Here is a 26,993-nt window from a genome sequence, read left to right as displayed (position 1 = left end):
TAAAATTACAACTTTTCACGAATGCTTACTAAAAACCAAATCAAATATATAACGCAATTAAAGCAAAAAAAATTCCGCGATTTAAATAAAGTTTTTGTTGCCGAAGGATTTAAGGTAATTAACGAACTACTAAATTCTACTTTGCAGCTAGAACACATCTATACAACCAAGCAGTTAAACTTTACTATTTCGAAAGAATTTGTGACGGAAATTACCGAAGCCGATCTTAAGAAAATATCGTCTTTAACAACACCGAATGACTGTTTGGCTGTTTTTAAAATGAAAGAAGATAAATTACCACAAGTCAGCAGATTAAAAATAGCTTTAGACAATGTGCGCGATCCGGGTAATTTAGGAACCATTATTCGTTTGTGCGATTGGTTTGGTATTACCGATTTAATTTGCAGTAACGAAACGGTTGATGTTTACAACACCAAAGTAGTACAGGCAACCATGGGATCGTTAACGCGTGTAAATATTTTTTATACCAATTTAGCCGATTATTTAAAAGATACCAATGAACCTGTTTATGGTACGTTTATGGACGGAACCAATATTTACAAAACCGATTTACCAACCAGCGGAATCATTGTAATGGGTAACGAAGCAAACGGAATATCCGCAGAAATCGAAGCTTTGGTAACTGCTAAAATAGCTATTCCACGTTTTGGTGACATACAGCAAACCGAAAGTTTAAATGTTGCCACTGCAACCGCAATTATTTTGAGTGAGTTTAAGAGAAGTAATTAATTTTTTTATATATTTATGAAAAACAATTGATTATGAAAAATGTATGTAAATTATTGGGGACTTTCTTAATTGTTTCATGTTTTGGTTTTACAAATGTTAAAGCTGATTTTAAATACGACATTGCCTGCGATATTATATCATACAACAAAGACAAAAAAATATATCTTTTAAATGTAAGAGTGATACAAACCGATTTAAGTAATGATCAACAATTATTGATTTCATCTGAAAATGCAGCAATTAATTATAAAGATACCAGTAAACTTTCTGATAATAAAAATTCGTGTAAAACAGGATTATTAGAAAATGGAGATTTTATCTTCCCTAATAATAATGATTATGATTACTGCTTAAAAGATATGTTGTCGAACGATGTAGCTCTTTATGGTAAATATTTAACGGTGACGAGAGATTTGATAAAAAAGATAGAAAATTAAAAAAAATCCTGCAAATTAAATTGCAGGTTTTTTTTATTTCTAAAAACTAAAAGCTCAATACTAACAACTATTAATGAAACGTAAAGTTTATAAATAGACCGCGTGTTTTCATAGATTCTATATCGCCTGTCCATGGACTGTTTGGGTTTTTATCACGAATTAATTCGTCTTGTAAACCAAATACGCCGCGAACCGATGGAGTAAATTTAAAATGCTCGAAATAAAAATCGATACCTAAACCTAATTCGTAGTTTGCTGTCCATTTTTTCATTCTAAAACGACCTTGGTAGTTATCGTCTTTAGAAGTTTCGTTACTGCTTAAATTTAACGATTGCGATATTCCCGTTAAAATGTACGGACGAATATTTCCGGCTCTTAACGCAGAAAATTTCAATAATACAGGAAAGTGTATGTAGGTTGAAGCTACATCGCGCACACGCTGATCAGGATTGGTGATGTGTGGAAAAATAATGTTACGACGCGTGTAATACAAACCTGGTTCAAAACGTAAATCTAAATATTCCATTAAACGCAGGTTTCCAACCAAACCAACATTAAAACCAGTAGTAGGTTCAACCAAAATTTCGTCGCTTCCGTTTTTTTCGTAGAAACTTTTCTTGTAATCAAACTTAAAATTGTACGAGCTAAATCCTAAATAATAACCGTAATGTACACGTTGCTGATCCCAGTTTTGCTGGTTGCGGTAAGGGTTTTTACCAAACATGCCCTGTGCAAACGAATTTGCGGTTAAAAGAAAACAAGTAGCAATTAAAAGGTTTTTCATATGATTATTTTGATGCTGAATAAATTGTTGCAACGCCCATTGTTTGCGGATTGTGTTTTACATTTTTAAAGCCTACTTTTTGCAAAATGGCATTTAATTTTTCGCCGTAAGGGAAATTTTTTGCCGACTCTGACAGGTATTCGTACGCTTTTTTATCTTTAGAAAATATTTTGCCCATTAACGGCATAAAGGTTTTCATGTAAAAACTGTATCCTTGCTTAAACGGAAACTTAGTTGGAACCGAGGTTTCTAAGATAACAAAAATTCCGTTAGGTTTTAATACACGTAAAATTTCAGACAAACCTTTTTCTAGATTTTCAAAGTTACGTATACCAAAGGCAACGGTAATTGCATCAAAAGTATTGTCTTGAAAAGGTAAATTTTCAGAATCTCCCTGAATCATTTCAATTTTATTCTGCAAACCAAGTGCGTTAACTTTTGTTTTACCTACTTCTAACATTCCTGCCGAAAGATCTAAACCAACAATGCGTTTTGCATTAGATTTTGAAAGTAAAATAGCTAAATCGCCCGTTCCTGTTGCAATATCTAAAATAGATTCCGGATTGGTATCAGAAACCATTTTTAACACATTGCGTCTCCAACCTTGATCGGTTCCCAGCGAAATCATTCGGTTTAAACTGTCGTAATTACCAGAAATAGTATCGAACATTTGTTCAACCTGCTGTTTTTTACCAAGGTTAGAATCTTTATAGGGATTGATTTGATCGGCCATTTTAAATTGAAATTTTTACAAATATAAGGATATTCTTAAAGTTGAAATTTAATTATTTGATACTAATGAAGAATTAAGTTTAATTTCGACAAAGTATGTCTTTATTGTTTTTACTTTTGAAGTATCAAATTAAGTAATTAATAATGAAAATTAAAGATATAGATAAAAATGCTTTTCTTCAAAAGTTAGAAATCATTGCTGAAAAATATGAACCACAAAAAGATGAATATTTTTATAAAAATACCTATCCATATTTTATAGATTATTTTAAAAATATAGATAAAATTAAAATGGAGCATTTTATTATTGGCTTAAGTTTTACTTATTCATGGATGCCAACGATACCTAGTAATTCAAATTTTTCAAACGGAGATGAGGTCACTAAAATTCTTAATAAAGCTAAATTAGGTGAAGTTCTATTGTCTGAATATGAGTTAGGGAAATTACAAATTGCTTGTAATAATTCTTTGATAGGAGTTTCTAAATTATTACATTTTATAAATTCACATAAGTATGCTATTTGGGATCGAAAAGTAACAAAATTCTTAAATAATGGAAACATTTTTTATAAATACAATGCAGAGAACTATCTCGCATATTTATTATTTTTAAATGAGTTGAAAAATGAACCGATGTTTAAGAATATATTTGAACCGATGAAACAAAAGGTTGGGAATATTTCGGAATATCGAGCTTTAGAATTAATATTTTTTAATGCCAATAAATATGAAGGTAAATAAACAAATAGTTATAGAGATTGTTAATAATTTAATTGATGTAAGAAATAAGATTTTTGATCAAATTGTTGCTTTAGGAATGGAAACTGAATTTTCAGAGGAAGTAGGTGGATTTACAGTAGGTGAAATGTATCATTTGGAATTGAAACATTTTGAAGATTCTAAAAACTCATCCTTGCGTAAATTAGTAGAACTTTGTAGGGAAACTGAAGGAACTATTTTTTCTTTGATGAATTTTAATGGAATTGATGAAAAAGAGGTCAAGTTAAATAACTAAAAAATCCCAAAACTTATGTTTTGGGATTTTGTTTTATCTTATACTAAAAGATTTTTGTTTTTCTGCTGATAACTGACCAAAACGTGCTTGGCATTCTTTAATCATTTCAATAGCTGCAGCTTTGTCGCCAAAACCGTTAATCTCAACCTTTTTGTTTTCTAAATCTTTATACACTTTAAAGAAATGCTCTATTTCTTTAATAAGGTGTTTGTTGATATCGCCTAAATCGTTCAATTCGCGCATTAAAGGATCACCGGTTGGTACACAGATAATTTTTTCATCGTTTCCTTTATCGTCAGCCATATAAAATACACCAATTGGCTTAACTTCCATTAACAAACCTGGAATGGTTGGTTCTGTTGTTAAAACCAAAACATCTAACGGATCGTTATCTAAAGCCATTGTTTCAGGTATAAAACCGTAATCTGTTGGGTATTTCATTGATGAGAATAATAAACGGTCGAATCTCATCATTTTTAAATCAAAATCGAACTCGTATTTATTTCTGCTTCCTGCAGGAATTTCGATGAATACATCGAATTGTTCAACGTTTGTCATATCTGTATATTTCTTTATTTCAAAATTGGTTGCAAAAGTACATTAAAATTCAGTTTCTTACAAATTAAAAATGAAAACCAAATACAGCTTTTACACCCATTTTACGAGCATCGGGATTTTCCAGATAATTTCCACGCCAAGTAACATCTAAACGCAAGCATTTAAAAATATTTCCAACCCCTACAAAATATTCATAATAAACCTTTTCGTTTGGTGCAATATATGGAATGTTTGATGCGTTTATGGCAATATTTTCTTTAGAAACATCGCCCCAAGCACCACGAATTCCTACAAATTCTCGCAATCCTAATTTTCTAATACCTGGTATTCTAGAGAAAATTCTTCCGTTGAAATTATGTTCTAAATGCAAGGCAATGTACTGATCTGTAATAAATTCGTAATAATTCATTTGGCTAAAAGCGTTGTCTATGATAAAGTACGACTGATTTCCAGGAATCACGCTCATTAAGCCTAACGGAACGGTTCCGTACGTTTTGCCGGCTTCTATTGTTGGTGTTAATCTACCAAAACCGCCTACTAATATTGGGTGACGGTATAATAATTGAATCTTTTTATAGTCGAAATCACTGCCCAACATTCCTTTAACACCTAATGAATAATTAAAGAAAACGCGTGCGTAGTTGTAATCTACATCGGTTCTGTCAACGCCGAAACCAACGGTTTTTCTGCGCGGTGTGTAATCTACCGAAAGATTAATTTCAGATTGATTTAAATCGGTTTGAATGTTTCCTGCTTCGTCATAATATCCTAATGAAAAGGTAGGCGATGCCGATTTTAGTGTTTTATAGTTTACAGAAGCTGCAAATTTCAAGTTCTTTAAAGGTTCGATTTCTAAACCTGCTGATGTTAGATTGATGTTCGATAATTTTGAATTATCGCCACTTGCCAACAAGGCACTCGATGCAAAACTACGACCTAAAACATCGGTAATAGGCGATAGGGTAGCAGCAATTTGCTCAACATCTCTACGGTTTCCGGCAAAGAAAATAAAGCGCGAATCTTTATCAAGCATAAATCTGCCCGAAATTCCGTACTTAAATTTATCGTCTTTAAAACCATACGCGGTGTATCCTTCTAAACGCCACATATCGTTTTGCCCAAAATAGGTTCTACCACCGGCTCTTAAACGGAAACCTTCAATATCGTTAAATCCAAACGAAGAAAAAATAGGGCCGTAATCAAAATTGCCAATCTGTATGTAATCGCTCGCCAAAATGGTTCCTAAATTCACGTAGGTTTGAAAGCGTTTATTCTGTTTCAATTCGCCCAACATGGTGTAAATACCTTTTTCTTCTTCCGATAAAGGTTCAAATCGGTATCCTTCCCAAAACTCATCGGGACGGTTCATTAAGGCTTCGTTATAACTGTTTACCTCGCTTTTGTAAAAGTTTACGGGTTTCTTTTTATCGAATTCGAACTGCTTGTAATAAGTGGTTCTTTTGCCGTACATTCCTTTTGATTTTTCATTCTGACGGATACTGAAATCGGTCATTAAATGATCTTTAGTAAGCAGGAAAACCGAATCGTTCAACACATCAAACTCTTGTTCAATATATATATCGCGTACCCAGTTAATATTGGCATCTTTGCTGATTGCCATGTTTATTTTCTTGATTGCCCAAGTGCCTTCGTTCACCCAAAAATCGCCCTTAAACGTTAATTCGCCTTTTCTACGCGGGTAATACACAATGTTGTAACATTTTTTACCATCAATATCAGCGGTGTCGGTCAATACATAATTGTACACGTTGATTCCGGTGCGAGAAAGCGGACTCACAAAATCTTTATCGAACAATTTCAGGTAGTTATTGTAAATATCGTATTCCACATACAGATCTTTCAAAAATGCCATGATGTGCTGGTTGTTTTCGAACCCTGAATTCTTGTTGCCCGAAACAATTTCCTTTTTTAGTTTTGATACATTATCGCCATAAACATTAGATGCTTGTTCGTTTATGAAAATTGGCAGATAGGTTTTTCCGGTAATTTTAGAAGTATCAACTTTATCAAAAATAAATTCCATGCCTTTAAACACTCTGTTTTTCATGTAGGCACTGTCAATAGAATTTAGATCGAATTCTATTTTTTCATATTTCTGATAGGTATATTGATTGAATTTATGCAGACCGTTTTTACGACGGTTTTCCCAGATTTTTCGAAGGATGTCTAACGCAGGATTGTCTTTCTTTGATGTTTTGCCCGTAAATATTTTAATCTCAGAAAGTAAGTTGTCTTCTTTTAGTTCGATCTTTAAATCGAGATTCACTGCTTTTGTAAGTGGTAAAAAAATATCATCGTACCCTGTAAATGAAATTACAAGTGTATCTTGTTTGTTTGATGATTCTAAATAAAATTTTCCATTTTCGTTGGTAATTACACCTTCTGTAGTGTTTTTAAAATACACACTAACATAAGGCATCGGTTCTTCTTTTTCATCTTTAACAATACCACCTACTTTGGTTTGTGCGGCTATTTGCAAGGTGAAAAAAGCAAAAGCAACAAGTAACAATTTTTTCATAACAAAAAACTCCAACCTTTTGGTTGGAGTTACAAATGTAATTGAAATTTTATTATTTTTTGTACATAACTTTTTTAACAGCTTTTACAACATCTTGCGCATTTGGCAACCATTCTTTTAAAAGAACAGGTGAGTAAGGCGCCGGTGTATCGGCAGTTGTAATACGTTGTACAGGTGCATCTAAATAATCAAAAGCGCGCTCTTGAACCATATAGGCAATTTCTGAAGCAACCGATGCAAACGGCCAAGCTTCTTCTAAAACAACCAAACGGTTTGTTTTTTGTACCGATTTAATAATGGCATCATAATCCATTGGACGAACCGTACGTAAATCGATAATTTCACAAGAAATATTTTCTTTAGATAATTCGTCTGCAGCAAGGTAAGCTTCTTTGATAATTTTTCCGAAAGATACAATAGTTACATCGGTACCTTCACGTTTAATATCGGCAACGCCAAGTGGAATAGTGTATTCACCTTCAGGAACCTCCATTTTATCGCCATACATTTGCTCCGATTCCATGAAGATTACAGGATCGTTATCGCGAATAGCCGATTTTAATAATCCTTTTGCATCATAAGGGTTTGATGGAACTACTACTTTTAAACCCGGAGTATTTGCAAACCAGTTTTCAAAAGCTTGTGAATGCGTAGCGCCTAACTGACCAGCCGATGCTGTTGGACCACGAAAAACAATAGGCATGTTAAACTGACCACCACTCATTTGACGCATTTTTGCTGCGTTGTTAATAATTTGATCGATACCAACTAAAGAGAAGTTAAACGTCATAAATTCTACAATAGGGCGTAAGCCGTTCATAGCCGAACCTGCTGCAATACCTGCAAAACCTAATTCTGCAATTGGTGTATCAATAACACGTTTTGCACCAAACTCGTCTAGCATTCCTTTACTGGCTTTATAAGCTCCGTTGTATTCGGCAACTTCTTCACCCATTAAATATATTGTATTGTCGCGGCGCATTTCTTCGCTCATTGCTTCGCAAATAGCCTCTCTAAATTGAATTGTTTTCATAATATCATTATTGATAGGTGCACAAAAATATAAAATATAAATTTGTTAGCCTTTATTTTATTGATAAAAAATGATGTTATGAAATTCTAAAATAACATTAACTGTATTTAATTTTTTGAAAATTACACTTTCTATATGAGTAATGTTTTCTGTTTAGTTTGAATTTTTTTTGTATATATTTGATATGAAATCAATTAAATGTTTATAATATTATGAAAATATCTTCTTTAAAAGGGCTGTTTCTTCTTTTGTTACCGATCTGTATCGTGCTGTTTTTCTCGTTTAGGAAATCTACTTTTTTATCGGTTGAAGGAAAATTTGGAACATTTTGTCTTTCTTGTAAAGCTTATGAAAGCGGTAGTGCTGTTGGTACATACGGATTTGGTTTAGCTTATTGCGATGATAATATTAAAGAGATGTCTAACCAAATAAATTATGATGAAATTGAAAAATTTAAAGTGTTTTTAAAAGATAAAGGCTTATCTAATCTTTTAGATAGAGTTGTAAAAATTGAACAAACCTTGAAATCTAATAATACTGAAAAATATTTTACTGCTGTAAAAGATTATTCAAATGAAATAGAGTTACTCAATGTTGAAGATAAAGAAATGGTATTAGCATATTTTAAATAGCATTTTCTACTTTCATTATTTTATACCTTTATATATAAACACATCGCCGTTCCATTCGTAAATTAAATTTTTTCTGGTTACATTTTGTTTATCGTCAACCAAAGAGATTTTCAGAATATTGTTCTCCAACGTGATTAATTCAACTGGACGTTCTGGTCTGTCTACCACGCTGAAAAAATCAAACTCAACCGAAATAGAACTTAATGTTTCCTTTTTTGTTTTAAAAACTGCTGCGTTTTGTAAATTTTCTGTACCAATTTTATAAGCATTAATGTGTTGAACAGAATATTTACTTGAAAGGATGTTGTTTGAAATGACCAGATAAATACTTTCGTTGTTTTTATTTTGAACGGTATAAATCTTCGAAAAATAAGCTTGCGAATCATTTGATGCCAGACTTTCATTAACCATGATATTTCCATTGGCATCAAACTGATAAATCTGATTAAAGAAACGCATGGATCCACCAGAATTATTATCCCAGCTGTAAACTCGGAGTTTTTTATCTTCCGAAGTTGCCATTTTTAAAGCGTTTTCTTTCTGCAATTTTTCAAACGGATAATTCAACGTGTTATTATTGTTCTTAATTAAATAGATAAGCGAATCGGTGAACTGCTTACTGCTTACCGAAAGTAAACTGTCGTTTCTCATATTTGCCATTGCATTAGAAATATCATTATGAATTTTTAGCATTTTGTTTTCTTCTGTAGGTAAATTAACAATATCGGTATCTTCAATAGTTTCATTGTTTATTGTCGATTCAATTTTCGTTTTCAATTCCTCGGTTTTTTTGTTGCATGAAAAAGTCAATATAATCAGTGTTAGGTATAAGTAGTTTTTCATAATTATCTTTTTAAGAATTTGTGTGAATCGGCATACAGCCATATTTTTTTACATAAAGTTAAGGTTTTCTGCTTAATGTAATTTTTAATTTGTATAAACTAACAATAATTTATATGCACGCATAGTATTGTTATTTGAAATTTTTTTTATCTTCGTAGCTAATTAAGAATTAATCTAATAAAACGTAAAATAGATGAAAATATTAGTTTGCATCAGCCATGTGCCTGATACTACTGCAAAGATTAACTTCACAAACGGTGATACAGAATTTGATACAAACGGTGTTCAATTTGTAATTAACCCTAACGATGAATTTGGTTTAACGCGTGCCATTTGGTTTAAAGAAAAACAAGGTGCTCATGTAACTGTTGTAAACGTTGGTGGTGCAGAAACCGAAGCTACTATTCGTAAAGCGTTGGCTATTGGTGCCGATGAAGCAATACGTGTAAACGCTGTTCCTACTGATGGTTTTGCAGTTGCAAAGCAATTGGCAGAAGTAGTAAAAGCAGGTAGTTACGATGTGGTTATCTGTGGAAAAGAGTCTTTAGATTATAATGGAGGAATGGTTCCTGGAATGTTAGCATCTATATTAGGATACAATTTTGTGAATTCTTGTGTTGGTGTTGAGGTTGATGGATCTAATTCAACTTTGGTTCGTGAGATCGACGGTGGTAAAGAAACATTAACTACTAATTTACCATTGGTAATTGGCGGACAAAAAGGTATTGTTGAAGAAAAAGATTTACGTATTCCAAACATGCGCGGAATTATGACAGCGCGTACTAAAGCATTAAACGTTTTAGAACCAGTTGCTGCAGATGCTAAAACAAAAGCGGTGAAGTTTGAAAAACCAGCGCCAAAATCGGCAGTAAAATTAATCAGCCCTGATAATTTAGATGAGTTGATTAACTTATTACACAACGAAGCTAAAGTAATCTAATTCTAAAATCAATTTAAAATTTAAAAAGTATGTCAGTTTTAATATATACAGAGTTTGCAGAAGGTAAATTTAAAAAAGTAGCTTTAGAATTAGCTTCGTATGCAAAAAAAGTAGCAGAATCATTAGGAACAACACTTACTGCAGTTACAGTTAACGCTGGTGATGTTTCTGAATTAGGAAAATACGGTGTTGATAAAGTACTAAAAGTAACAGATAGTAAATTAGATAAGTTTAACGCAAAAGCGTATGCCGATGTTGTTAAACAAGCAGCACAAAAAGAAGGATCAAAAATAGTGGTTTTATCATCAACTACCGATTCTTTATATTTAGCACCGATCGTTGCAGTTGGTTTAGATGCTGGTTATGCATCAAACGTTGTAGCGTTACCGGTTTCAACAAGTCCGTTCCAGGTTAAGCGTAATGCTTTTTCTAGCAAAGGATTTAACGTTACAGAATTAACTTCAGACGTGAAAGTAATTGCATTGGCTAAAAACTCATTTGGTTTGGTTGAAGCATCAGGAGCAGCTTCTGCAGAAGATTTCGCAGTAAGTTTAAACGATGCCGATTTTAATATCCACATTCAAAGTCAGGAAAAAGCATCAGGACAAGTTTCTATTGCCGATGCTGAAATTGTTGTTTCTGGTGGTCGTGGTTTAAAAGGACCTGAAAACTGGGGAATGATCGAAGAGTTAGCGAGCGTTTTAGGTGCAGCAACAGCTTGTTCTAAACCGGTTTCAGATTTAGATTGGAGACCTCACTCAGAACACGTAGGGCAAACAGGAAAACCAGTAGCATCAAACTTATACATTGCAGTTGGTATTTCTGGTGCAATTCAGCACATTGCAGGTATCAACGCATCTAAAGTAAAAGTGGTTATCAACACAGATCCAGAAGCACCTTTCTTTAAAGTAGCCGATTACGGAATTGTTGGTGATGCCTTCCAAATTCTACCTGAATTAACTAAAAAGTTAAAAGAATTCAAAGCGAATAATAACTAAAACGTGTCATTCTGAACTTGTTTCAGACACGAGCGTAAGCGAACTGGTGAAACAATCTCATCTTATAATTCAAACAGCCGTATTTTTACGGCTGTTTTTTTTATATTTGAAATAAAATACATTATGATGAAATATTTAAAATTTTTGGTATTGTTTTTAACCATTGGGATGCTTCAAGCATGCCCAGGTGAAGATGATGAAATTTTAGCAGGTAAATTGTTAATAACTAATAGTAGCGATGAAGATGTCTATTATTATGAAGATTTTTATGTTAAGTTGTTGAATGCTAGTGGTGTCAACCTTGATAGATTAAAAGCACAGCGTTTAATTGTTGATAATGTCAAAGAGTTAAAGATTTATCAATACCATTTTGAAAAAAACGAAAAACTTTACTTATTCATTTATAAGCAATCTACATTAGATAATCACCCTTGGGAAGAAATTCAAGAGCAAAATATTTATGATAAGTTGTATGTTTTAACATTAAATGAATTAAACACTATGAATTGGCAAGTTGTCTACGACGGCAATTAATTACTAAAACAGTAAAACCAAACAAAAAAAATTTCTAAATAAAGGCTATTAAATTTAAAGATATTATCTTTGTTTGATAGCCTTTTTTGGCTATTTTTATCAATATGAGTTTAGTAAAATTAACAATAAAAGGAATTTCATACAGTCATACGCAAAATGGAGCTTATGCTTTGATTTTGAATGAAGTAGATGGCGAACGTAAACTGCCAATCGTTATTGGTGCGTTTGAAGCGCAAGCCATTGCCATTGCTATTGAAGAAGATTTAAAGCCGCCACGTCCGTTAACGCACGATTTGTTTAAAACTTTTTGCGATCGGTTTGATATTGTTGTTAAACAGGTAATCATTCATAAGTTGGTTGACGGTGTTTTCTTTTCAAGCATTATTTGCGAACGCGACGGAATCGAGGAGATTATCGATGCACGCACGTCTGATGCTATCTCTTTAGCATTGCGTTTTGATGCGCCTATTTTTACCTATCAGAATATATTAGACAAAGCAGGGATTTATCTCCGCGAACAGGAAGAAGCCGATGCGAAAGATGAGGATTATGATGATGAAGATTTTAATGACGACGATGATAATGATGAAGAGTTAAGCGATGTTATTGATGAATTTCTAAATATTGCTCCTATAGAAAAAGGTAATGAATTTGCCGATTATTCGTTGCAAGAATTAAACGATATGTTAGAAATGGCAGTAATGAATGAAGATTACGAAAAAGCGGCTCGTTTACGTGATGAACTTTCAAAACGAAACCTTTCAAAATGAAACAGTATTTAGATTTAGTTAAACACGTTTTAAAAGAAGGTGTTCAAAAAGGCGACAGAACAGGTACCGGAACCAAAAGTGTTTTTGGTTACCAGATGCGTTTTGATTTAGCCGAAGGTTTTCCAATGGTTACAACCAAAAAAGTCCATTTAAAATCGATTATCCACGAATTGCTTTGGTTTTTAAAAGGCGATACGAATATTGGCTATTTAAAAGAAAATGGCGTTCGTATTTGGGACGAATGGGCGAATGAAAACGGTGATTTAGGACCTATTTACGGTTATCAATGGCGTAATTGGAACGGCGAAGAGATCGATCAGATTAAAGAGTTAATCGAAACCTTAAAGACAAATCCAAACAGTCGCAGAATGTTGATTTCGGCTTGGAATCCTTCTGTTTTGCCTGATACATCGGTTTCTTTTGATGAAAATGTTGCCAACGGAAAAGCAGCGCTGCCTCCGTGTCACGCATTTTTTCAGTTCTATGTTGCCGATGGAAAATTATCGTGTCAACTGTATCAGCGTTCAGCAGATATTTTTTTAGGTGTTCCGTTCAATATTGCTTCGTATGCATTGTTTACTATGATGGTTGCACAGGTTTGTGGTTTGGGTTACGGAGATTTTATTCATACGTTTGGTGATGCACATATCTATAATAATCATTTTGAACAAGTTGAATTGCAATTATCAAGAGAACCACGTCCGTTACCAAAAATGATATTAAATCCAGAAATAAAAGATATTTTCGATTTTACTTTTGAAGATTTTACGTTGGTAGATTATGATCCGCATCCAGCAATTAAAGGTCAGGTTTCTGTATAGATAGTATGTAATTTGAAGAACTAAAACGTCAGTTCGAGTGAAATTCTGAAAGAATTTTGTATCGAGAAGTATTAAGTTAAATGAATGTGGCTAATTTTAGACGAAGATATATCGTCATTTCGAGTAGCGGAGCGTATCGAGAAATCTTTGAATTATAGTTTCTCGACAGGTTTAAACTGACGGAAACCTTAATAAAAAAAACACATGAAAATAAGTTTAGTAGCAGCCATTGCCCAAAATAACGCTATAGGAAAAGACAACGATTTGTTGTGGCATTTACCTGCCGATTTTAAGCATTTTAAAACCACAACAAGCGGTCATTTTATCTTAATGGGGCGCAAAACGTTTGAATCGTTTCCTAAACCATTGCCAAACCGTACACATTTAATTATTACCAGACAGAAAAATTACCCTGTTCCCGATAATTGTTTTGCATTTGCTTCTGTAAACGATGCGTTACAATTTGCACAACAGCAAAATCAGGAAATTGTTTATGTAATTGGTGGAGGCGAAATTTATAAGGAAACAATCAGTATTGCGAATGAATTAGTAATTACACACGTACATGCTACATTTGATGATGCCGATGCGTTTTTCCCAGAAATAAAATCTGATTGGAAAATGATCTCAAAAGAATTTCATAAAGCAGACGAAAAAAATAATTACGATTTTACGATAACGGTTTATCAAAAGTAAAAGAAAATATGCTGTCATTCCAACGTAAAAGGAATTTTAATCGTTGCATTCAGAATGACAAAATAATATAAAAAATGAAAAAATTAACCACAGCTTTTATTGCATTTTTTACTGCATTTTCGGTAAATGCACAAATGGCTGTGTTTAAAAAAGAACTTACCAAACCTACAGAATTAACGTATTATGCGTTAAATCATTTAGGCGATACTTCTTCTATTTTAAACAACGAAATAGAAAAAGAAAACATATTAAAAACCTACACTTTTAAAGATCCTTTTTTAGGAGCTATTGAAATGTACGATGAACGCAACCCGTTGCAACAACTAGTTTTTTATAAAAACACACAGAACATTGTTTTATTAGACAATCAATTGAGTGTAAAGGAAAAAATTTCTTTGTTTGATAGGTATCCTGAAATAGATGCTGTTTATGCCGCATTGTCGTCACAATCATCTATTTGGATTTTCGATCAAACAACACAAAGATGGGGTTTAATTTCATCGAACCAAAATCAACCTAATTACATTAGCAATCCTATTACAGTTTACGATTTTATTACAACTTCTGGTAATTTTGCTTATTGGCAAGTTAAAAATATGGTGTATGGAATTGACATTTACGGAAATGTATTGGAACAGCAAAAATTACCAAGTCGGGCTCAGTTATTAGCTGTCAACGGCGATTATTATGTTTACAAATTAAATAGTGGTATTTTTTTATTAGATCGATCTAAAAAAGAAACCCAGCGGTTACGCGAAATTCAAGCCGATGTGGCGCAGGTTATTATGGTGGCAAAAAACATAAGTTTAGTAGCTGCCAATAAGCTTTATTTATATACTTTAAATTAGAAAAAATGCAAGTTGCAATTGCCGGAAATATAGGTGCAGGAAAAACAACCTTAACCAAATTATTAGCCAAACATTACAAATGGGAACCACATTATGAAGATGTGGTTGATAATCCATATTTAGATGATTTTTATCATTCAATGGATCGTTGGTCGTTTAATTTGCAAATTTACTTTTTAAACAGTCGTTTCCGTCAGGTTTTGGCAATGAAATCAAGTGGGAAAAACACTATTCAAGACCGAACTATTTATGAAGATGCACATATTTTTGCACCAAATCTTCATGCGATGGGCTTAATGTCTAACCGCGATTTTGATAATTACAGACAATTGTTCGAATTGATGGAAAATTTAGTGGGCGCACCTGATTTATTGATTTACTTAAGAAGTTCTATTCCAAATTTAGTCGGACAAATTCATAAACGCGGACGTGAATACGAAAATTCTATCTCTATTGATTATTTGAATAAATTGAACGAACGTTACGAAAATTGGATCAAAGGATACGATAAAGGCAAGTTGCTTATTATAGATGTTGATCTTATTAATTTTGTTGATAACCCAGAAGATTTAGGACAGATAATTAACCGTATTGATGCCGAATTTAACGGTTTGTTTTAATATGAATAGGTTTTTAAGTTTACGTTTTACAATTTGTAATCTGTTTTTTCTGGTTGCTTGTTTTTCTGCAAATAGTCAAGAAAACTGGAGCGTATCGTTACAAACCTACCAAGGATCTATTTTACCGCACAGTGAAAACATTGCACATTTAATTACTAATAAACCAACAGGATATCTTTTTTCTGTCAATCACCATGTGAATGGCTCTAAAGAATGGCACCATACCTACCGTTTTCCCGATGTTGGTTTTTCATTCCATACGCAAAATAATCACAATCAAACTTTAGGTAATTTATACGGTTTGTATGCGCATTATAATTTTTACTTTTTAAACAGACGATTGCAGTTTCGAGTGGGGCAGGGTGTGTCTTATGCAACAAATCCTTACAATAAAGAAACTAATTTTAGAAATGTAGCTTACGGTTCTAAATTTATGCCATCGACTTATTTTATGTTGGGTTACGATCAACCTAGAATCTGGCAAAACATTGGGATAAATGCAGGTTTGTTATTTGTGCATCATTCAAATGCTACCATAAAAGCGCCAAATACAAGTACCAATACTTTAGGATTGAATGTTGGTTTAATTTATCATTTTTCTGATGAAGATCAAAGCGGTAAAGCGAATTCATTTGTTGATCATCCGCAGCAAATTCGATACAATTTTTTGTTCAGAACCGGCGTAAACGAAAGTCATATTATAGGAATGGGACAAAAACCATTCTATCACATTACAGCAATTGTAGAAAAACATTTGAATAATTACGGTGCAGCACAAGTTGGTGCCGAAGTTTTTCTGTCGAATTCATTAAAAGAATTGATTCCGTTTTTAGCGACTTCTTTTCCGGAAGAGGGAATGGATAAAAATACCGATTGGAAACGTGTGGGCGTTTTTGTGGGATATGAATGGTATCTGAACAAATTAACCGCCGAAGGAAATATTGGTTATTACGTGCACGATGAATACAAAAAAAATGGTTCGCTTTACCAACGTTTGGGCTTACGATATTATGTTACAGAAAATATTTTTGGGATAATGTCTTTAAAAACACATTTTGCGAAAGCAGAAGCTTTTGAGGTTGGTGTTGGGTATAAGTTGTAGGTTCAAAGTTTAAATATTAAAAATCTGTGGTTTTAATGTTTATAGTTCATTTTGATAATTATCGACCAGTTTGTCATTCTGAAAAAAAGAAGTGGATTGAAGAATTTGATAAGCATATATATTTAAAAGAAAATCAGTGCATCTGTGGAAAAAAATAAAGTTATGAAAAAAAGTGTCGTTTTATTGTTATTGATAATTGTCGGATGTGTCGGTGAAGATGCTTGTTTTTCTAAAAAAGGCGATGCCGTTTCACAAGAACATCAGTTATCAGGATTTCATACTATTGATATTCCCATGAATGTTTCGGCAGAAATTATTCCGAGCCCTACTTTTAAAATGGAAATTCAATCGTTTGAAAACAGAATCGAAGCACTTTCATTTGAAGTTAAAGATTCAATCCTAACAATAAAAAACGAAATTTCGTGTCAAATGCTTAAAAGTCATGAAACCGCAATTTTAAAAATCTATACGCCAAACTTAAAAAGAATTCATTCCCGAACGCAGTTTAATGTAGTTTCGAACGATACGCTACGTTATCCAAATCTGTATCTGCTGACAAGTATTCCGAACGAAGACGGAGCATCAACAAACTTTAATTTAAAAGTTAACAACAATTCGGTAACAGTAGAAGATAATCAGGTAGGAAGCTTTATTTTAAAAGGAAAAACCAATGTGTTGGATGTAAAATTATACGGAGCCAACGGTTCGGTTGATGCCAAATTATTAAACGCAAAAACAGTTTTATCGTACCACCGCAGCAACCAGAATATTCATGTATTTGCAAAAAATAAATTAGAAGGCATTATTGCATCGGTCGGAAATATTTATGTGTACAACAAACCCGATACCGTAAAAATTGAACGTTTATATACTGGAAATGTGATTTATAAATAGTTTTTAGTTAATTTTATTTTTCTGTCATTCTGACGAAGGAAGAATCCTCAAGAATATATTGGAGAAGATTCTTCACTCCACTACGTTTCATTCAGAATGACAAATCAAACGAAAATTTACATCGTTTTCTCTCTAAAAATAGTTTCCAGATTTTTATTTTTAAGCTGCATAGATAAAATCTTAACATCTAATTCTTTAGCAAAATCAAATAGGGCAGAGCGCATATCTTCATTTGCATTAAAAATAAGTTCCCACTGCATATCGTGTATGTTGTGAAACGATTTTAAGTTAGGCAAACGCTTAATAAATTCTTCTTCAATTTTAACGTCGAACTCAATTTCAATAACCTGATCGTTTTCATTGCTAAACATTTGTTGCAATTTATTATCGGCAACAATAACACCACTTTTAATAATAATCACTCGGTCGCAGATTGCTTCAACTTCCTGCATAATATGTGTCGATAAAAAAACAGTTTTGTCTTTACCAATGTTTTTAATCAAGTCACGAATTTCTGTCAGTTGGTTCGGATCCAATCCCGTAGTAGGCTCATCTAAAATCAACACTTCCGGATCGTGTAATAAAGCCGTTGCCAAACCAACACGCTGACGGTATCCTTTAGATAATTGTCCTATTTTCTTATGCGCTTCGGGCGTTAAACCGGTAAGCTGTATTACTTCATCAATACGTTTTTTGTCCACTTTATAAACATCGGCATTAAAGGTCAAATATTCGCGCACGTACAAATCTAAATAAAGCGGATTGTGTTCGGGCAAATAGCCAATAGATTTCTGAACTTCTTTCGGGTGTGTGTTTACATTAAAACCATTTACAATTGCAGTGCCGTTATCGGCTTCAATATATGTGGTTAAAATTTTCATTAACGTAGATTTCCCTGCACCATTCGGACCCAGAAAACCGACAATTTCCCCTTTGTTAATTTTAAAATCAATGGTATCTAACGCCTTTTGCGTTCCGTAGTTTTTAGAGATATTTTGTACTTCTATCGACATAGAATTTCTTGTTTTACACAAAAGTAAGTATTTTTTTGTAATACAATTTGTTTTGTTTTATCTTGTATAGGTTAAACCAAAAAATAATTCTTATGAAACATCTTTACATTTTTTTATTTTTAATTGCTTTTCAATCAATAAATGCGCAGGTATTGTGGAGTGATGATTTTGATAGCCATCCCGTTGGTTTATTAAGTACCGACCCGACAGGTGTTACTCCAGGCTATGGTGGTTGGTATGTAAAAACAACCTTTGGACAAATACAAATTGTTCCAGAAACCGGTCGTGGCAATATATTGGCAATAGGTTGGGTGCAAAATTTAAATGGTACGTGGCATGAATATTGTAGGCAGGAAAATGTTGATGTTTTGTGGAATGCGCGTAACAAGAATAATAATATTTTAAAATTTGAATTTGAAACGCAGGCATTTAATGTGCAATATTCCTATTTACATGATGTTTATGTAGGATTAAGTAATACACCAGATAATTTACAATTTAGAGGTAAAATCGAAAAAAATAATTCTTATGTGTGGTTAGGACCAATAATTGGAGCTAAAGTTTTCACTTATTATAATAATTGGATAAAAGTAGAAATTTATATAGATTATACAACAAATACCATACACTTTTATGCGCCGGGTTATATATATAGAGCGGAAAAATTTAATAATATTGGGCAGCCAGATAAAGTAGTTGTTGGAGATAGTTTTCATGCTAAAGGTAGTCCTCTTACCCCTGCATTATCTACAAAAATGGATAATATGAAAATAACTGCAATTCCAACATTACCCAGCTATATATTAAATATTGATGAAATTTTAGCTTCAAAATTTAATGTATTTCCAAATCCTGCATCGGATATTGTTACAATCACAAACAACGAAAACATAGGTGTTGAACAGGTAGAAGTTTATGATATAAACGGAAAAAATATTAAATCACAGAACTATAGTAGTCAAAACGAAATACAATTAAATATTTCTGATTTTGCACCGGGTACATACATGTTTCATATTAAAACCAATCAAGGTACAACAGTAAAAAAAGTGGTTAAAAAATAATGAACTATTTTAAATGATTATAATGATTCAGCCCCAATAAAGTATTAAACTTCGTTGGGGTTTTTTAATGAAATTAATAAGGAATATAACATCTTAAATAATTAATAATATTACTGAAATATCTGTAAATTTGCGGTATGACAAAAGTAAGCGAAAAAGCTTTGTGGTTTAAGCAATTATCAGGTAACAAACCTTTGATAATAGCGGGTCCGTGCAGTGCCGAAATTCCTGATCAGGTGCTGGAAATTGCACACGGAGTTAAAGATCAGGCGACCATTTATCGAGCAGGAATCTGGAAGCCAAGAACACGTCCGGGTGGTTTTGAAGGTGTTGGCGCCATAGGTTTAAAATGGTTACAACAGGTTAAGGCAGAAACTGGGATGCTTTTGGCGACCGAAGTTGCTACTGCAGAACATGTAGAGTTGGCTTTGGCACATGATATCGATGTTTTGTGGATTGGGGCGCGTACAACCGTGAACCCTTTTGCTGTTCAGGAAATTGCCGATGCATTGAAAGGAACCGATAAAATTGTTTTTATAAAGAATCCGGTAAACCCTGATTTAAGCTTATGGATTGGTGGTTTTGAACGTTTGCAGAATTCAGGAATCGAGAAGCTGGGATTTATTCACCGTGGATTTTCAAGCTACGAAAAAATAAAATATCGTAACAAACCCGAATGGCAAATTCCGATTGATTTACAGATTCGTTTTCCTGAAATTCCGCTGATTAATGATCCGTCACACATTACAGGAAACAGAGAATTGATTCAACAAGTGGCTCAAAAAGCTTTGGATTTAAATTTTGATGGCTTGATGATTGAAACCCATTGTACGCCAGATTTAGCTTGGAGCGATGCCGCACAACAAGTAACTCCAAATAAACTGCAGGAAATATTATCGAATCTGGTATTGCGAGATTCTTTAAACTTAGAAGATTCGTATTTGCATGAAATGAGCATGTTTCGAACAAGAATTGATGAAATTGATACTCAGATTTTAAAATTACTTAAAGACAGAATGCAGATTGCCGATGAAATTGGTTTGCTTAAAAAAGCAAAAAACGTAGCAGTTTTACAACCCGAACGTTGGCAGGAAGTTTTAATAAAAATGCGTCGTGAAGGCAAAGAAAATAAATTAGGCGAAGCTTTTATCACATCGTTGTTTAAGGCAATTCACGATGAAAGTATCACAAGGCAAGACCATATAATCAACAGAAAATAAAAGTGAATGACAGGAATTGTTTATAAATCTACAGGAAGCTGGTACACCGTAAAAGCTGATACGAACGAGTTTTTTGAGTGTAGAATTAAAGGAAAATTCAGAATAAAGGGTATTAAAAGCACCAACCCACTTGCCGTAGGCGATAAGGTAGATTTTGATCTGGAAACTTCGGCTGATGTGGTTACGGGTGTTATCACCAATATTCACGAACGTAAAAATTATTTAATTCGCAAGTCTGTAAATTTGTCCAAACAGGTACATATCATCGCTGCGAATATCGATGTGCTTTTTATTTTGGTAACGATAGATAACCCGGTTACAACTACCAGTTTTATTGATCGATTGTTGGTAACTGCCGAAGCGTATGGTATTGAAGCCATTTTGGTTTTTAATAAAGTAGATACTTTTTCAGAAGAAACTCTTGACGACCAACTGTATCTGCAATACATTTACGATAAAATTGGATACAAGTGCTTACGAGTATCGGCTGCCGAAGGGAAAGGTTTGGATAAGCTGAAAGCGGAAATGATAGATAAAGTTTCTATGTTCACCGGGCATTCAGGCGTTGGTAAATCAACCTTGGTAAATGCGTTGGAACCAGGTTTGAATTTAAAAACCAAAGAAATATCAGAACAACATCAGCAAGGACAACATACCACAACTTTTGCAGAAATGTACGATTTAAGTTTCAACGCAAAAATCATTGATACACCAGGAATTCGTGGTTTTGGTATTGTTGATATGGAACCGCAGGAAGTGAGCGATTATTTTCTGGAATTTTTCAAATTGAAAGATCAATGCAAGTTTAATAATTGCTTGCATCGCGAAGAACCTCATTGTGCGGTAAAAGATGCGTTAGATGCCGATGAAATTTCATGGTCACGCTATAAAAGTTACACGCAGATTTTAGATGGTGATGAAGATAATTACAGAACTGATGCTTACGGAAACGGTAAAAACCCTGATGTTTAAATGAAAGCAGTAATACAACGCGTTTCGCAGGCATCGGTAACCATAAACAACGAAAAAGTTGCCGACATTGATTTAGGATTGTTGATTTTAGTCGGAATTGAAGATGCCGATACTACTGAAGATATTGATTGGTTAACCGCAAAAATTGTTCAACTTCGAATTTTTAACGACGAAAATGAAGTGATGAATAAATCGGTTCAAGATGTAAATGGCGATATCATTGTGGTAAGTCAGTTTACTTTGCATGCATCAACCAAAAAAGGAAATCGACCTTCTTATCTAAAGGCATCAAAACCAAATGTTGCCATTCCGTTATACGAAGCTTTTGTTGCTTCAATAGAAAAAGCGATAGAAAAGAAAGTGCAAACCGGACAATTTGGCGCTGATATGAAAGTAAACCTTATTAACGATGGCCCGGTTACAATTATAATTGACACAAAGAATAAAGAATAATGCGTAAAAAATTCCTTGTATATACCTTAATATATGTTGTAGTTTCATTTTTAATGAGTTACAATGAAATTCAATGCGCCATAAACGGCGAAGAATTATGCTGGTATAATTTAATAGGTAAATTTATTATCTTTATGTTGCTAATTATGTTGTTTGATCAATTTATTAAACCTAAAATTTTTAAAAGATGAAAGAAAATTTAAGTTATATTATTGGGGCGCTAATTGTATATTTTTTAATGGGATTGTTATTAAGCTACGTTACGCTTCAGTTGATCGACTGGAAATTTGTTGCTACATGGACTGTATTAATGACCTTTTTTGACTTTTTAATCATTAGAAAAATAAGAACTTATTTTACAAATAAATATAATAAAAATGGATCTTAAAAATGCTCAACTAAATGTTGACAATTGGATAAAAGAACACGGCGTACGTTACTTTAACGAATTAACAAATATGGCACAACTTACCGAAGAAGTAGGTGAAGTAGCACGTATTATTGCCCGTAGGTATGGCGAACAGTCTGAAAAAGAAAGCGATAAAAACAAAGATTTGGGTGAAGAATTAGCCGACGTTGTTTTCGTGGTTTTATGTTTAGCAAACCAAACCGGAATAGACTTACAAGAAGCTTTCGATAAAAAAATGGATTTAAAAACCAATCGCGATCACGACCGCCATCATAACAATCAAAAACTAAAATAATTAGTTTTTTATTTTCTTTAAAAATAGGTGTAAAAGTTTCATTTAAACAGTACTATAAACATGCTATTTTGCATAGTAAATGCTGGAGAATTAGTGTTTTATTTTAAAAACTGAATAAATTTGCACAAAATTTAAAGAAAAAAGTAATGAAAAAAATTATGTTGATATTGGCACTTGCTGTAACAGGTATGGCAAATGCGCAAGAAGGAACTATTTTAGTAGGTGGTAATGTTGGTTTGTCATCTGACAAAATGGGTGATAATAAAGAAAATTCGTTTGAGTTTTCTCCGACTTTTGGTTATCAATTTAATGATAACATGACTGTTGGTTTACAAGCTTCTGTGCTAAACGAAACATTTAAATTTGTTGGAGGAGAAAACAAAAATAACGGTTTTAAAATTGGGGCATTTTACCGTTACGCTAAACCGTTACGCGAATTATTTGCAGTTTATGCAGATGTTTCTGCAGGATACCAAACAGTAAAATCAGAAACTACAATGACTGGTTTACCAACTACATCTGTAAAATCTAATGGACTTTACGCAGGTATTACTCCGGCTTTGTTTATTAACATGAAAAACAGCTTTGGTTTAAACTTTTCTATTGTTGGTCTTCAGTACAGCTCTTTAAAAATCGATACTACGCCATCTGTTAAATCATCAAGTTTTGATTTTAATTTTGGAAAAACGGTTAATATTGGTGTTTCAAAAAATTTCTAATTTTAGATTGAATAAAAATTGAAAAATCGGGCACATTGCCCGATTTTTTTATAAATTGTTTAGTAATTTTGATTTTAAATTAAGAAGCTAAACACTATGAACGATATTTTGCTGAATAAAAACGAACTTAAAAACAATCAGGGAATTATCATTTCAGGGTCAAAGTCCGAAACCAACCGTTTACTTTTGCTTCAAGCAATATATCCAAACTTAAATATCGAAAACGCATCGAACTCAGATGATTCTGAAGTAATGAGAAATGCCTTGCAGTTAGTTGATAATTCAAGTGAAATTAATGTACATCACGCTGGTACAGCCATGCGGTTTTTAACATCGTATTTTGCTGTTAAAGAAGGAGCAGAAGTTGTTATTTCAGGCTCAGAGAGAATGCACGAACGACCAATAAAAATTTTGGTTGATTCCTTAAATCAGTTAGGAAGCAATATTTCGTATTTAAACAAAGAAGGTTTTCCGCCAATAAAAATCATTGGTAAAAAAATCAAAAACAATAAAGTTTTAATTGATGCAAATGTAAGCAGCCAATATATTACATCGTTAATGTTGGTAGGATCAAGCTTGCCAAACGGACTTGAAATTCAGTTAAAAGGATCTATCACTTCGATTCCTTATATAAAAATGACGCTTTCGGTTTTACAATCATTAGGTATTAAAGCCGAATTCAATGACAAAACAATCAGAATTTCTAAAACCGAAAAACTTACAAACGATACTTTTGTAGTAGAATCAGATTGGTCTTCGGCGTCATATTATTACAGTTTAATAGCGTTGTCAAAAATCGATACTCAAATTACGTTAGGATATTTCAAACAAAATAGTTTGCAAGGCGATGCTGTTCTGACTGAAATCTATCAAAATTTCGGAATTCAAACTATATTTACAGACAATAAAATCATTCTTAAAAAGGTTGAAAATCTATCAATAAAAAATATAAATCTTAATTTGAATAATGCACCCGATATTGCTCAAACAATTATTGTTACTTGTTTAGGGTTGGGAATTACCTGCAATTTGACTGGATTACATACCTTGAAAATTAAAGAAACCGATCGGTTACAAGCTTTGAAAAATGAATTAGAGAAGTTTGGAGCATCAGTTTCAATTTCTGCTGATTCTATTCAGTTAAATAATTCGATCGATTTTAAAAAAGAATCCGTTTCTATAGAAACCTATCAAGACCACCGAATGGCAATGTCATTTGCACCTTTGGCTTTAAAACAATCTTTAATAATTAAAAATGCCCATGTAGTTTCTAAATCGTATCCCGATTTTTGGAATCATTTAAAAAGTTTGAATACTAGCACTAAGTATTTGTAAATGAAAGTCTTATGTTGTTGTTTTTAAAATAAAGAGCTATTTGCTTGACAACCCCTATTTTGAAGTCGTATATTTGCAAGCTTAATTTATCTAATTAAGATAACAACTTAACGGACTTTTATTTTTATGAAGTTATCAAATTTTAATTTTAATCTACCTACAGAACTACTTTCGGAATTTCCAGCAGAAAATCGCGATGAATCTCGTTTGATGGTAGTTAACCGTAAAACAGGTACAATTGAACACAAATTTTTTAAAGATTTAATCGATTATTTCAACGAAGGCGATGTAATGGTATTAAACAATACCAAAGTTTTTCCGGCACGTTTATACGGAAATAAAGAAAAAACAGGCGCACGTATCGAAGTATTCTTGTTGCGCGAATTAAACGCAGAACAACGTTTATGGGATGTGTTAGTAGATCCTGCACGAAAAATTCGTATTGGAAATAAATTATATTTTGGTGACGATGATTCTTTGGTTGCCGAAGTGATTGATAATACCACATCACGCGGACGTACCCTACGTTTTTTATACGATGGATCTTACGAAGAATTCCGCTTAAAACTACGTGAATTAGGCGAAACGCCAATACCAAAATATATAAACCGTGAAGTTACACCGGAAGACGAAGATCGTTACCAAACGATTTATGCTACCGAAGAAGGGGCTGTGGCAGCACCAACTGCAGGTTTGCACTTTTCTAAACATTTATTAAAGCGTTTAGAAATTAAAGGGGTCGATTTTGCTAAAATCACCTTACACATAGGTTTAGGTACATTTAACCCGGTTGAGGTTGAAGATTTATCAAAACATAAAATGGATTCCGAAGAGTTAATTATAACTCAAGAAGCTTGTGATATTGTTAACAATGCTAAAGCAAAGAAAAGTAAAATATGTGCAGTAGGTACAACATCTATGCGTGCCTTAGAAAGTTCAGTATCATCTAGCCATACCCTAAATCCGTTTGAAGGTTGGACAAACAAATTCGTTTTCCCTCCGTACGATTTTAGCATTGCCGATTGCATGATTACAAATTTCCACATGCCAAAATCAACCTTGTTAATGATGATTTCTGCATTCACAGGGCACGATTTAATGATGAAAGCTTATGACGAAGCTATTAAAGAAGGATACAAATTCTATTCTTACGGCGACGCCATGTTAATTTTGTAGTTTTTTATTTAGTTATATAGTTAAAAGAAACTCATCTGTAAGGATGAGTTTTTTTTGATTTTAATCTATGTTGTAAACCAATTTTATGCTAATAGTTGCCGTTTTATTTTTAGAAGTAGTATTAAAAGAACTGTCCCATGAATATTCTTCAGACGAGTTTGGAGCCACAATCTGAAATACACCCATATCAAATTTTTTTAAATCACCCAATTCCTATTCTGCATTCTCACTAATTTTATCAGCGCGCAAACGCTCATCTTTAGTAGCTTCGGCAATCATTTCCAGTTTTAAGGCTGCTAATTTCGTGTAGTAATACTCAGGAGTACTAGAATAAAGTTCAACTCCAAAATTAATCGATTCACAAACCGATCTCGAAACATTCTCTATCTTTAAATAATTTTTTATACCTCTAAATTAACTACATATATATAAATAATAATTTGTTACAATCAATAAATCAAAAATATAATTTTTAGGGCGTTCCCCTTCAATTCCGTTTCCAAACAAAATCCGATAAATACACAATAACGAATAACAGAAAATTCAAGTAGACAGTCGGGTCGGGCTATTCGCTCCAAGTCCTCGCTCGTCGTACCTCCTCATTGCGGGCTATCCACTGCTATCCCTAACGCAAGCTGAATCGCATCCTGTCACTGCGAAGTTGAGAAGTTGTATAATTAAACTCACCGTTTCTCAGGTTTTCTGTATAATGTATATTGTATTTCAGTACAGCATAATAAAATCCGAGTAAATCAATGTAATCCGTGGTTAAATAATTTCAAATCCTTATT

At 33.1% G+C, this 26,993-nt stretch carries 32 protein-coding genes; 24 read left to right on the top strand and 8 right to left on the bottom strand.

All coding sequences use genetic code 11. The annotated features are described in order from the left end of the window. The first annotated feature begins 21 nt into the window (after positions 1-21). Together EG242_RS07655 and EG242_RS07650 are read left to right on the top strand one after the other, a co-directional pair. On the top strand, positions 22-750 hold the full coding sequence (locus EG242_RS07655; RefSeq protein ID WP_124899312.1) for a TrmH family RNA methyltransferase: 729 nt from the start codon (positions 22-24) through the stop codon (positions 748-750). Positions 751-782: 32 nt separating this feature from the next. After that, complete coding sequence (locus tag EG242_RS07650; RefSeq protein ID WP_124899311.1) at positions 783-1,187, top strand: hypothetical protein; 405 nt, start codon at positions 783-785, stop codon at positions 1,185-1,187. A gap of 70 nt (positions 1,188-1,257) precedes the next feature. Here EG242_RS07650 and porT read toward each other — a convergent pair whose 3' ends face one another. Together porT and ubiE are read right to left on the bottom strand one after the other, a co-directional pair. Further along, entirely contained in the window at positions 1,258-1,971 is a 714-nt protein-coding gene (porT, locus tag EG242_RS07645; protein ID WP_124899310.1) for a type IX secretion/gliding motility protein PorT/SprT, read from the bottom strand. Positions 1,972-1,975: 4 nt separating this feature from the next. Beyond that, positions 1,976-2,704, bottom strand: coding sequence for a bifunctional demethylmenaquinone methyltransferase/2-methoxy-6-polyprenyl-1,4-benzoquinol methylase UbiE (ubiE, locus tag EG242_RS07640; protein ID WP_124899309.1), 729 nt, complete (start codon positions 2,702-2,704; stop codon positions 1,976-1,978). Between the two features lie 143 nt (positions 2,705-2,847). Between ubiE and EG242_RS07635 the strand changes: the two genes are divergently transcribed. Next, entirely contained in the window at positions 2,848-3,444 is a 597-nt protein-coding gene (locus EG242_RS07635) for a hypothetical protein (protein ID WP_124899308.1), read from the top strand. Continuing rightward, the gene (locus EG242_RS07630; protein WP_124899307.1) at positions 3,431-3,718 is read left to right on the top strand and encodes a hypothetical protein; all 288 of its coding nucleotides are present in this window, start codon (positions 3,431-3,433) and stop codon (positions 3,716-3,718) included. The genes EG242_RS07635 and EG242_RS07630 overlap by 14 nt, the downstream gene beginning before the upstream one ends. A gap of 33 nt (positions 3,719-3,751) precedes the next feature. Here the strand turns inward: EG242_RS07630 and EG242_RS07625 are convergent, their stop codons facing one another. The 3 genes from EG242_RS07625 to EG242_RS07615 form a co-directional block, all read right to left on the bottom strand. Next, positions 3,752-4,276, bottom strand: coding sequence for an inorganic diphosphatase (locus tag EG242_RS07625; protein WP_124899306.1), 525 nt, complete (start codon positions 4,274-4,276; stop codon positions 3,752-3,754). 64 nt (positions 4,277-4,340) lie between these two features. Then, on the bottom strand, positions 4,341-6,815 hold the full coding sequence (locus EG242_RS07620; RefSeq protein ID WP_124899305.1) for a DUF5686 and carboxypeptidase-like regulatory domain-containing protein: 2,475 nt from the start codon (positions 6,813-6,815) through the stop codon (positions 4,341-4,343). A 52-nt stretch (positions 6,816-6,867) separates the two neighbouring features. Next, on the bottom strand, positions 6,868-7,848 hold the full coding sequence (locus tag EG242_RS07615; RefSeq protein ID WP_124899304.1) for a pyruvate dehydrogenase complex E1 component subunit beta: 981 nt from the start codon (positions 7,846-7,848) through the stop codon (positions 6,868-6,870). Between the two features lie 212 nt (positions 7,849-8,060). Between EG242_RS07615 and EG242_RS07610 the strand changes: the two genes are divergently transcribed. Beyond that, positions 8,061-8,480 carry a hypothetical protein gene (locus EG242_RS07610; protein WP_124899303.1) on the top strand — a complete coding sequence of 140 codons (420 nt, stop codon included), beginning with the start codon at positions 8,061-8,063 and terminating at the stop codon, positions 8,478-8,480. Between the two features lie 15 nt (positions 8,481-8,495). On the opposite strand, the gene EG242_RS07605 is transcribed toward EG242_RS07610, so the two are convergent. Beyond that, positions 8,496-9,323, bottom strand: a complete 828-nt coding sequence (locus EG242_RS07605; RefSeq protein ID WP_124899302.1) for a hypothetical protein — start codon at positions 9,321-9,323, stop codon at positions 8,496-8,498. Between the two features lie 193 nt (positions 9,324-9,516). Here EG242_RS07605 and EG242_RS07600 point away from each other — a divergent pair, with 193 nt between their 5' ends. The 10 genes from EG242_RS07600 to EG242_RS07555 all read left to right on the top strand — a co-directional run bounded on the left by EG242_RS07600 (position 9,517) and on the right by EG242_RS07555 (position 17,546). Then, entirely contained in the window at positions 9,517-10,263 is a 747-nt protein-coding gene (locus EG242_RS07600; protein ID WP_124899301.1) for an electron transfer flavoprotein subunit beta/FixA family protein, read from the top strand. A gap of 29 nt (positions 10,264-10,292) precedes the next feature. Then, the gene (locus EG242_RS07595; RefSeq protein WP_124899300.1) at positions 10,293-11,261 is read left to right on the top strand and encodes an electron transfer flavoprotein subunit alpha/FixB family protein; all 969 of its coding nucleotides are present in this window, start codon (positions 10,293-10,295) and stop codon (positions 11,259-11,261) included. Between the two features lie 126 nt (positions 11,262-11,387). Further along, a complete protein-coding gene (locus EG242_RS07590) occupies positions 11,388-11,795 on the top strand; it encodes a hypothetical protein (protein WP_124899299.1) in 408 nt (135 codons plus the stop codon). 104 nt (positions 11,796-11,899) lie between these two features. Beyond that, a complete protein-coding gene (locus EG242_RS07585; RefSeq protein ID WP_124899298.1) occupies positions 11,900-12,565 on the top strand; it encodes a bifunctional nuclease family protein in 666 nt (221 codons plus the stop codon). Further along, a complete protein-coding gene (locus tag EG242_RS07580; protein WP_124899297.1) occupies positions 12,562-13,386 on the top strand; it encodes a thymidylate synthase in 825 nt (274 codons plus the stop codon). The genes EG242_RS07585 and EG242_RS07580 overlap by 4 nt, the downstream gene beginning before the upstream one ends. Positions 13,387-13,590: 204 nt before the next feature. After that, entirely contained in the window at positions 13,591-14,082 is a 492-nt protein-coding gene (locus EG242_RS07575; RefSeq protein ID WP_124899296.1) for a dihydrofolate reductase, read from the top strand. 74 nt (positions 14,083-14,156) lie between these two features. Then, positions 14,157-14,930 carry a hypothetical protein gene (locus EG242_RS07570; RefSeq protein WP_124899295.1) on the top strand — a complete coding sequence of 258 codons (774 nt, stop codon included), beginning with the start codon at positions 14,157-14,159 and terminating at the stop codon, positions 14,928-14,930. Positions 14,931-14,935: 5 nt separating this feature from the next. Beyond that, entirely contained in the window at positions 14,936-15,550 is a 615-nt protein-coding gene (locus EG242_RS07565; RefSeq protein WP_124899294.1) for a deoxynucleoside kinase, read from the top strand. A 1-nt stretch (position 15,551) separates the two neighbouring features. Further along, positions 15,552-16,652 (top strand): acyloxyacyl hydrolase, encoded by a 1,101-nt coding sequence (locus tag EG242_RS07560; RefSeq protein WP_158608854.1) that lies wholly within the window; start codon positions 15,552-15,554, stop codon positions 16,650-16,652. 162 nt (positions 16,653-16,814) lie between these two features. Continuing rightward, positions 16,815-17,546 carry a GIN domain-containing protein gene (locus tag EG242_RS07555; protein ID WP_124899292.1) on the top strand — a complete coding sequence of 244 codons (732 nt, stop codon included), beginning with the start codon at positions 16,815-16,817 and terminating at the stop codon, positions 17,544-17,546. 116 nt (positions 17,547-17,662) lie between these two features. On the opposite strand, the gene gldA is transcribed toward EG242_RS07555, so the two are convergent. Further along, positions 17,663-18,559: a gliding motility-associated ABC transporter ATP-binding subunit GldA gene (gldA, locus tag EG242_RS07550; RefSeq protein WP_124899291.1), complete on the bottom strand. Its 897-nt coding sequence runs from the start codon at positions 18,557-18,559 to the stop codon at positions 17,663-17,665. A gap of 92 nt (positions 18,560-18,651) precedes the next feature. On the opposite strand from gldA, the gene EG242_RS07545 reads away from it, so the two are divergent. The 9 genes from EG242_RS07545 (at position 18,652) to queA (ending at position 26,202) form a co-directional block, all read left to right on the top strand. Then, positions 18,652-19,623: a T9SS type A sorting domain-containing protein gene (locus tag EG242_RS07545; RefSeq protein ID WP_124899290.1), complete on the top strand. Its 972-nt coding sequence runs from the start codon at positions 18,652-18,654 to the stop codon at positions 19,621-19,623. A 137-nt stretch (positions 19,624-19,760) separates the two neighbouring features. After that, on the top strand, positions 19,761-20,843 hold the full coding sequence (locus EG242_RS07540) for a chorismate mutase (protein ID WP_124899289.1): 1,083 nt from the start codon (positions 19,761-19,763) through the stop codon (positions 20,841-20,843). A gap of 6 nt (positions 20,844-20,849) precedes the next feature. Then, positions 20,850-21,815, top strand: coding sequence for a ribosome small subunit-dependent GTPase A (rsgA, locus tag EG242_RS07535; protein ID WP_124899288.1), 966 nt, complete (start codon positions 20,850-20,852; stop codon positions 21,813-21,815). Then, entirely contained in the window at positions 21,816-22,268 is a 453-nt protein-coding gene (dtd, locus tag EG242_RS07530) for a D-aminoacyl-tRNA deacylase (protein WP_124899287.1), read from the top strand. 187 nt (positions 22,269-22,455) lie between these two features. Next, a complete protein-coding gene (locus EG242_RS07525; RefSeq protein ID WP_124899286.1) occupies positions 22,456-22,656 on the top strand; it encodes a hypothetical protein in 201 nt (66 codons plus the stop codon). Next, positions 22,646-22,972, top strand: a complete 327-nt coding sequence (locus EG242_RS07520; RefSeq protein ID WP_124899285.1) for a nucleotide pyrophosphohydrolase — start codon at positions 22,646-22,648, stop codon at positions 22,970-22,972. The genes EG242_RS07525 and EG242_RS07520 overlap by 11 nt, the downstream gene beginning before the upstream one ends. A 146-nt stretch (positions 22,973-23,118) precedes the next feature. Beyond that, on the top strand, positions 23,119-23,691 hold the full coding sequence (locus tag EG242_RS07515; RefSeq protein WP_124899284.1) for an outer membrane beta-barrel protein: 573 nt from the start codon (positions 23,119-23,121) through the stop codon (positions 23,689-23,691). Positions 23,692-23,787: 96 nt separating this feature from the next. Continuing rightward, positions 23,788-25,026: a 3-phosphoshikimate 1-carboxyvinyltransferase gene (locus EG242_RS07510; RefSeq protein ID WP_124899283.1), complete on the top strand. Its 1,239-nt coding sequence runs from the start codon at positions 23,788-23,790 to the stop codon at positions 25,024-25,026. Positions 25,027-25,152: 126 nt separating this feature from the next. Beyond that, positions 25,153-26,202 (top strand): tRNA preQ1(34) S-adenosylmethionine ribosyltransferase-isomerase QueA, encoded by a 1,050-nt coding sequence (gene queA, locus EG242_RS07505; protein ID WP_124899282.1) that lies wholly within the window; start codon positions 25,153-25,155, stop codon positions 26,200-26,202. A gap of 60 nt (positions 26,203-26,262) precedes the next feature. Here the strand turns inward: queA and EG242_RS15140 are convergent, their stop codons facing one another. After that, complete coding sequence (locus tag EG242_RS15140) at positions 26,263-26,388, bottom strand: hypothetical protein (RefSeq protein WP_262673588.1); 126 nt, start codon at positions 26,386-26,388, stop codon at positions 26,263-26,265. Positions 26,389-26,993: the final 605 nt, after the last annotated feature.

Source organism: Paenimyroides viscosum, assembly GCF_003858535.1.
Lineage (GTDB): Bacteria > Bacteroidota > Bacteroidia > Flavobacteriales > Flavobacteriaceae > Flavobacterium > Flavobacterium viscosum.
Note: the sequence above shows the minus strand (reverse complement) of the source record. Positions and strands in the feature narration are given on the sequence as shown.

Excerpts from the sequence above, each read along its gene's own strand:
- EG242_RS07655 (WP_124899312.1), top strand. The coding sequence starts at position 22 with ATGCTTACTAAAAACCAAATCAAATATATAACGCAATTAAAGCAAAAA.
- EG242_RS07650 (WP_124899311.1), top strand. The coding sequence starts at position 783 with ATGAAAAATGTATGTAAATTATTGGGGACTTTCTTAATTGTTTCATGT.
- porT (WP_124899310.1), bottom strand. The coding sequence starts at position 1,971 with ATGAAAAACCTTTTAATTGCTACTTGTTTTCTTTTAACCGCAAATTCG.
- ubiE (WP_124899309.1), bottom strand. The coding sequence starts at position 2,704 with ATGGCCGATCAAATCAATCCCTATAAAGATTCTAACCTTGGTAAAAAA.
- EG242_RS07635 (WP_124899308.1), top strand. The coding sequence starts at position 2,848 with ATGAAAATTAAAGATATAGATAAAAATGCTTTTCTTCAAAAGTTAGAA.
- EG242_RS07630 (WP_124899307.1), top strand. The coding sequence starts at position 3,431 with ATGAAGGTAAATAAACAAATAGTTATAGAGATTGTTAATAATTTAATT.
- EG242_RS07625 (WP_124899306.1), bottom strand. The coding sequence starts at position 4,276 with ATGACAAACGTTGAACAATTCGATGTATTCATCGAAATTCCTGCAGGA.
- EG242_RS07620 (WP_124899305.1), bottom strand. The coding sequence starts at position 6,815 with ATGAAAAAATTGTTACTTGTTGCTTTTGCTTTTTTCACCTTGCAAATA.
- EG242_RS07615 (WP_124899304.1), bottom strand. The coding sequence starts at position 7,848 with ATGAAAACAATTCAATTTAGAGAGGCTATTTGCGAAGCAATGAGCGAA.
- EG242_RS07610 (WP_124899303.1), top strand. The coding sequence starts at position 8,061 with ATGAAAATATCTTCTTTAAAAGGGCTGTTTCTTCTTTTGTTACCGATC.
- EG242_RS07605 (WP_124899302.1), bottom strand. The coding sequence starts at position 9,323 with ATGAAAAACTACTTATACCTAACACTGATTATATTGACTTTTTCATGC.
- EG242_RS07600 (WP_124899301.1), top strand. The coding sequence starts at position 9,517 with ATGAAAATATTAGTTTGCATCAGCCATGTGCCTGATACTACTGCAAAG.
- EG242_RS07595 (WP_124899300.1), top strand. The coding sequence starts at position 10,293 with ATGTCAGTTTTAATATATACAGAGTTTGCAGAAGGTAAATTTAAAAAA.
- EG242_RS07590 (WP_124899299.1), top strand. The coding sequence starts at position 11,388 with ATGAAATATTTAAAATTTTTGGTATTGTTTTTAACCATTGGGATGCTT.
- EG242_RS07585 (WP_124899298.1), top strand. The coding sequence starts at position 11,900 with ATGAGTTTAGTAAAATTAACAATAAAAGGAATTTCATACAGTCATACG.
- EG242_RS07580 (WP_124899297.1), top strand. The coding sequence starts at position 12,562 with ATGAAACAGTATTTAGATTTAGTTAAACACGTTTTAAAAGAAGGTGTT.
- EG242_RS07575 (WP_124899296.1), top strand. The coding sequence starts at position 13,591 with ATGAAAATAAGTTTAGTAGCAGCCATTGCCCAAAATAACGCTATAGGA.
- EG242_RS07570 (WP_124899295.1), top strand. The coding sequence starts at position 14,157 with ATGAAAAAATTAACCACAGCTTTTATTGCATTTTTTACTGCATTTTCG.
- EG242_RS07565 (WP_124899294.1), top strand. The coding sequence starts at position 14,936 with ATGCAAGTTGCAATTGCCGGAAATATAGGTGCAGGAAAAACAACCTTA.
- EG242_RS07560 (WP_158608854.1), top strand. The coding sequence starts at position 15,552 with ATGAATAGGTTTTTAAGTTTACGTTTTACAATTTGTAATCTGTTTTTT.
- EG242_RS07555 (WP_124899292.1), top strand. The coding sequence starts at position 16,815 with ATGAAAAAAAGTGTCGTTTTATTGTTATTGATAATTGTCGGATGTGTC.
- gldA (WP_124899291.1), bottom strand. The coding sequence starts at position 18,559 with ATGTCGATAGAAGTACAAAATATCTCTAAAAACTACGGAACGCAAAAG.
- EG242_RS07545 (WP_124899290.1), top strand. The coding sequence starts at position 18,652 with ATGAAACATCTTTACATTTTTTTATTTTTAATTGCTTTTCAATCAATA.
- EG242_RS07540 (WP_124899289.1), top strand. The coding sequence starts at position 19,761 with ATGACAAAAGTAAGCGAAAAAGCTTTGTGGTTTAAGCAATTATCAGGT.
- rsgA (WP_124899288.1), top strand. The coding sequence starts at position 20,850 with ATGACAGGAATTGTTTATAAATCTACAGGAAGCTGGTACACCGTAAAA.
- dtd (WP_124899287.1), top strand. The coding sequence starts at position 21,816 with ATGAAAGCAGTAATACAACGCGTTTCGCAGGCATCGGTAACCATAAAC.
- EG242_RS07525 (WP_124899286.1), top strand. The coding sequence starts at position 22,456 with ATGAAAGAAAATTTAAGTTATATTATTGGGGCGCTAATTGTATATTTT.
- EG242_RS07520 (WP_124899285.1), top strand. The coding sequence starts at position 22,646 with ATGGATCTTAAAAATGCTCAACTAAATGTTGACAATTGGATAAAAGAA.
- EG242_RS07515 (WP_124899284.1), top strand. The coding sequence starts at position 23,119 with ATGAAAAAAATTATGTTGATATTGGCACTTGCTGTAACAGGTATGGCA.
- EG242_RS07510 (WP_124899283.1), top strand. The coding sequence starts at position 23,788 with ATGAACGATATTTTGCTGAATAAAAACGAACTTAAAAACAATCAGGGA.
- queA (WP_124899282.1), top strand. The coding sequence starts at position 25,153 with ATGAAGTTATCAAATTTTAATTTTAATCTACCTACAGAACTACTTTCG.
- EG242_RS15140 (WP_262673588.1), bottom strand. The coding sequence starts at position 26,388 with ATGGGTGTATTTCAGATTGTGGCTCCAAACTCGTCTGAAGAATATTCA.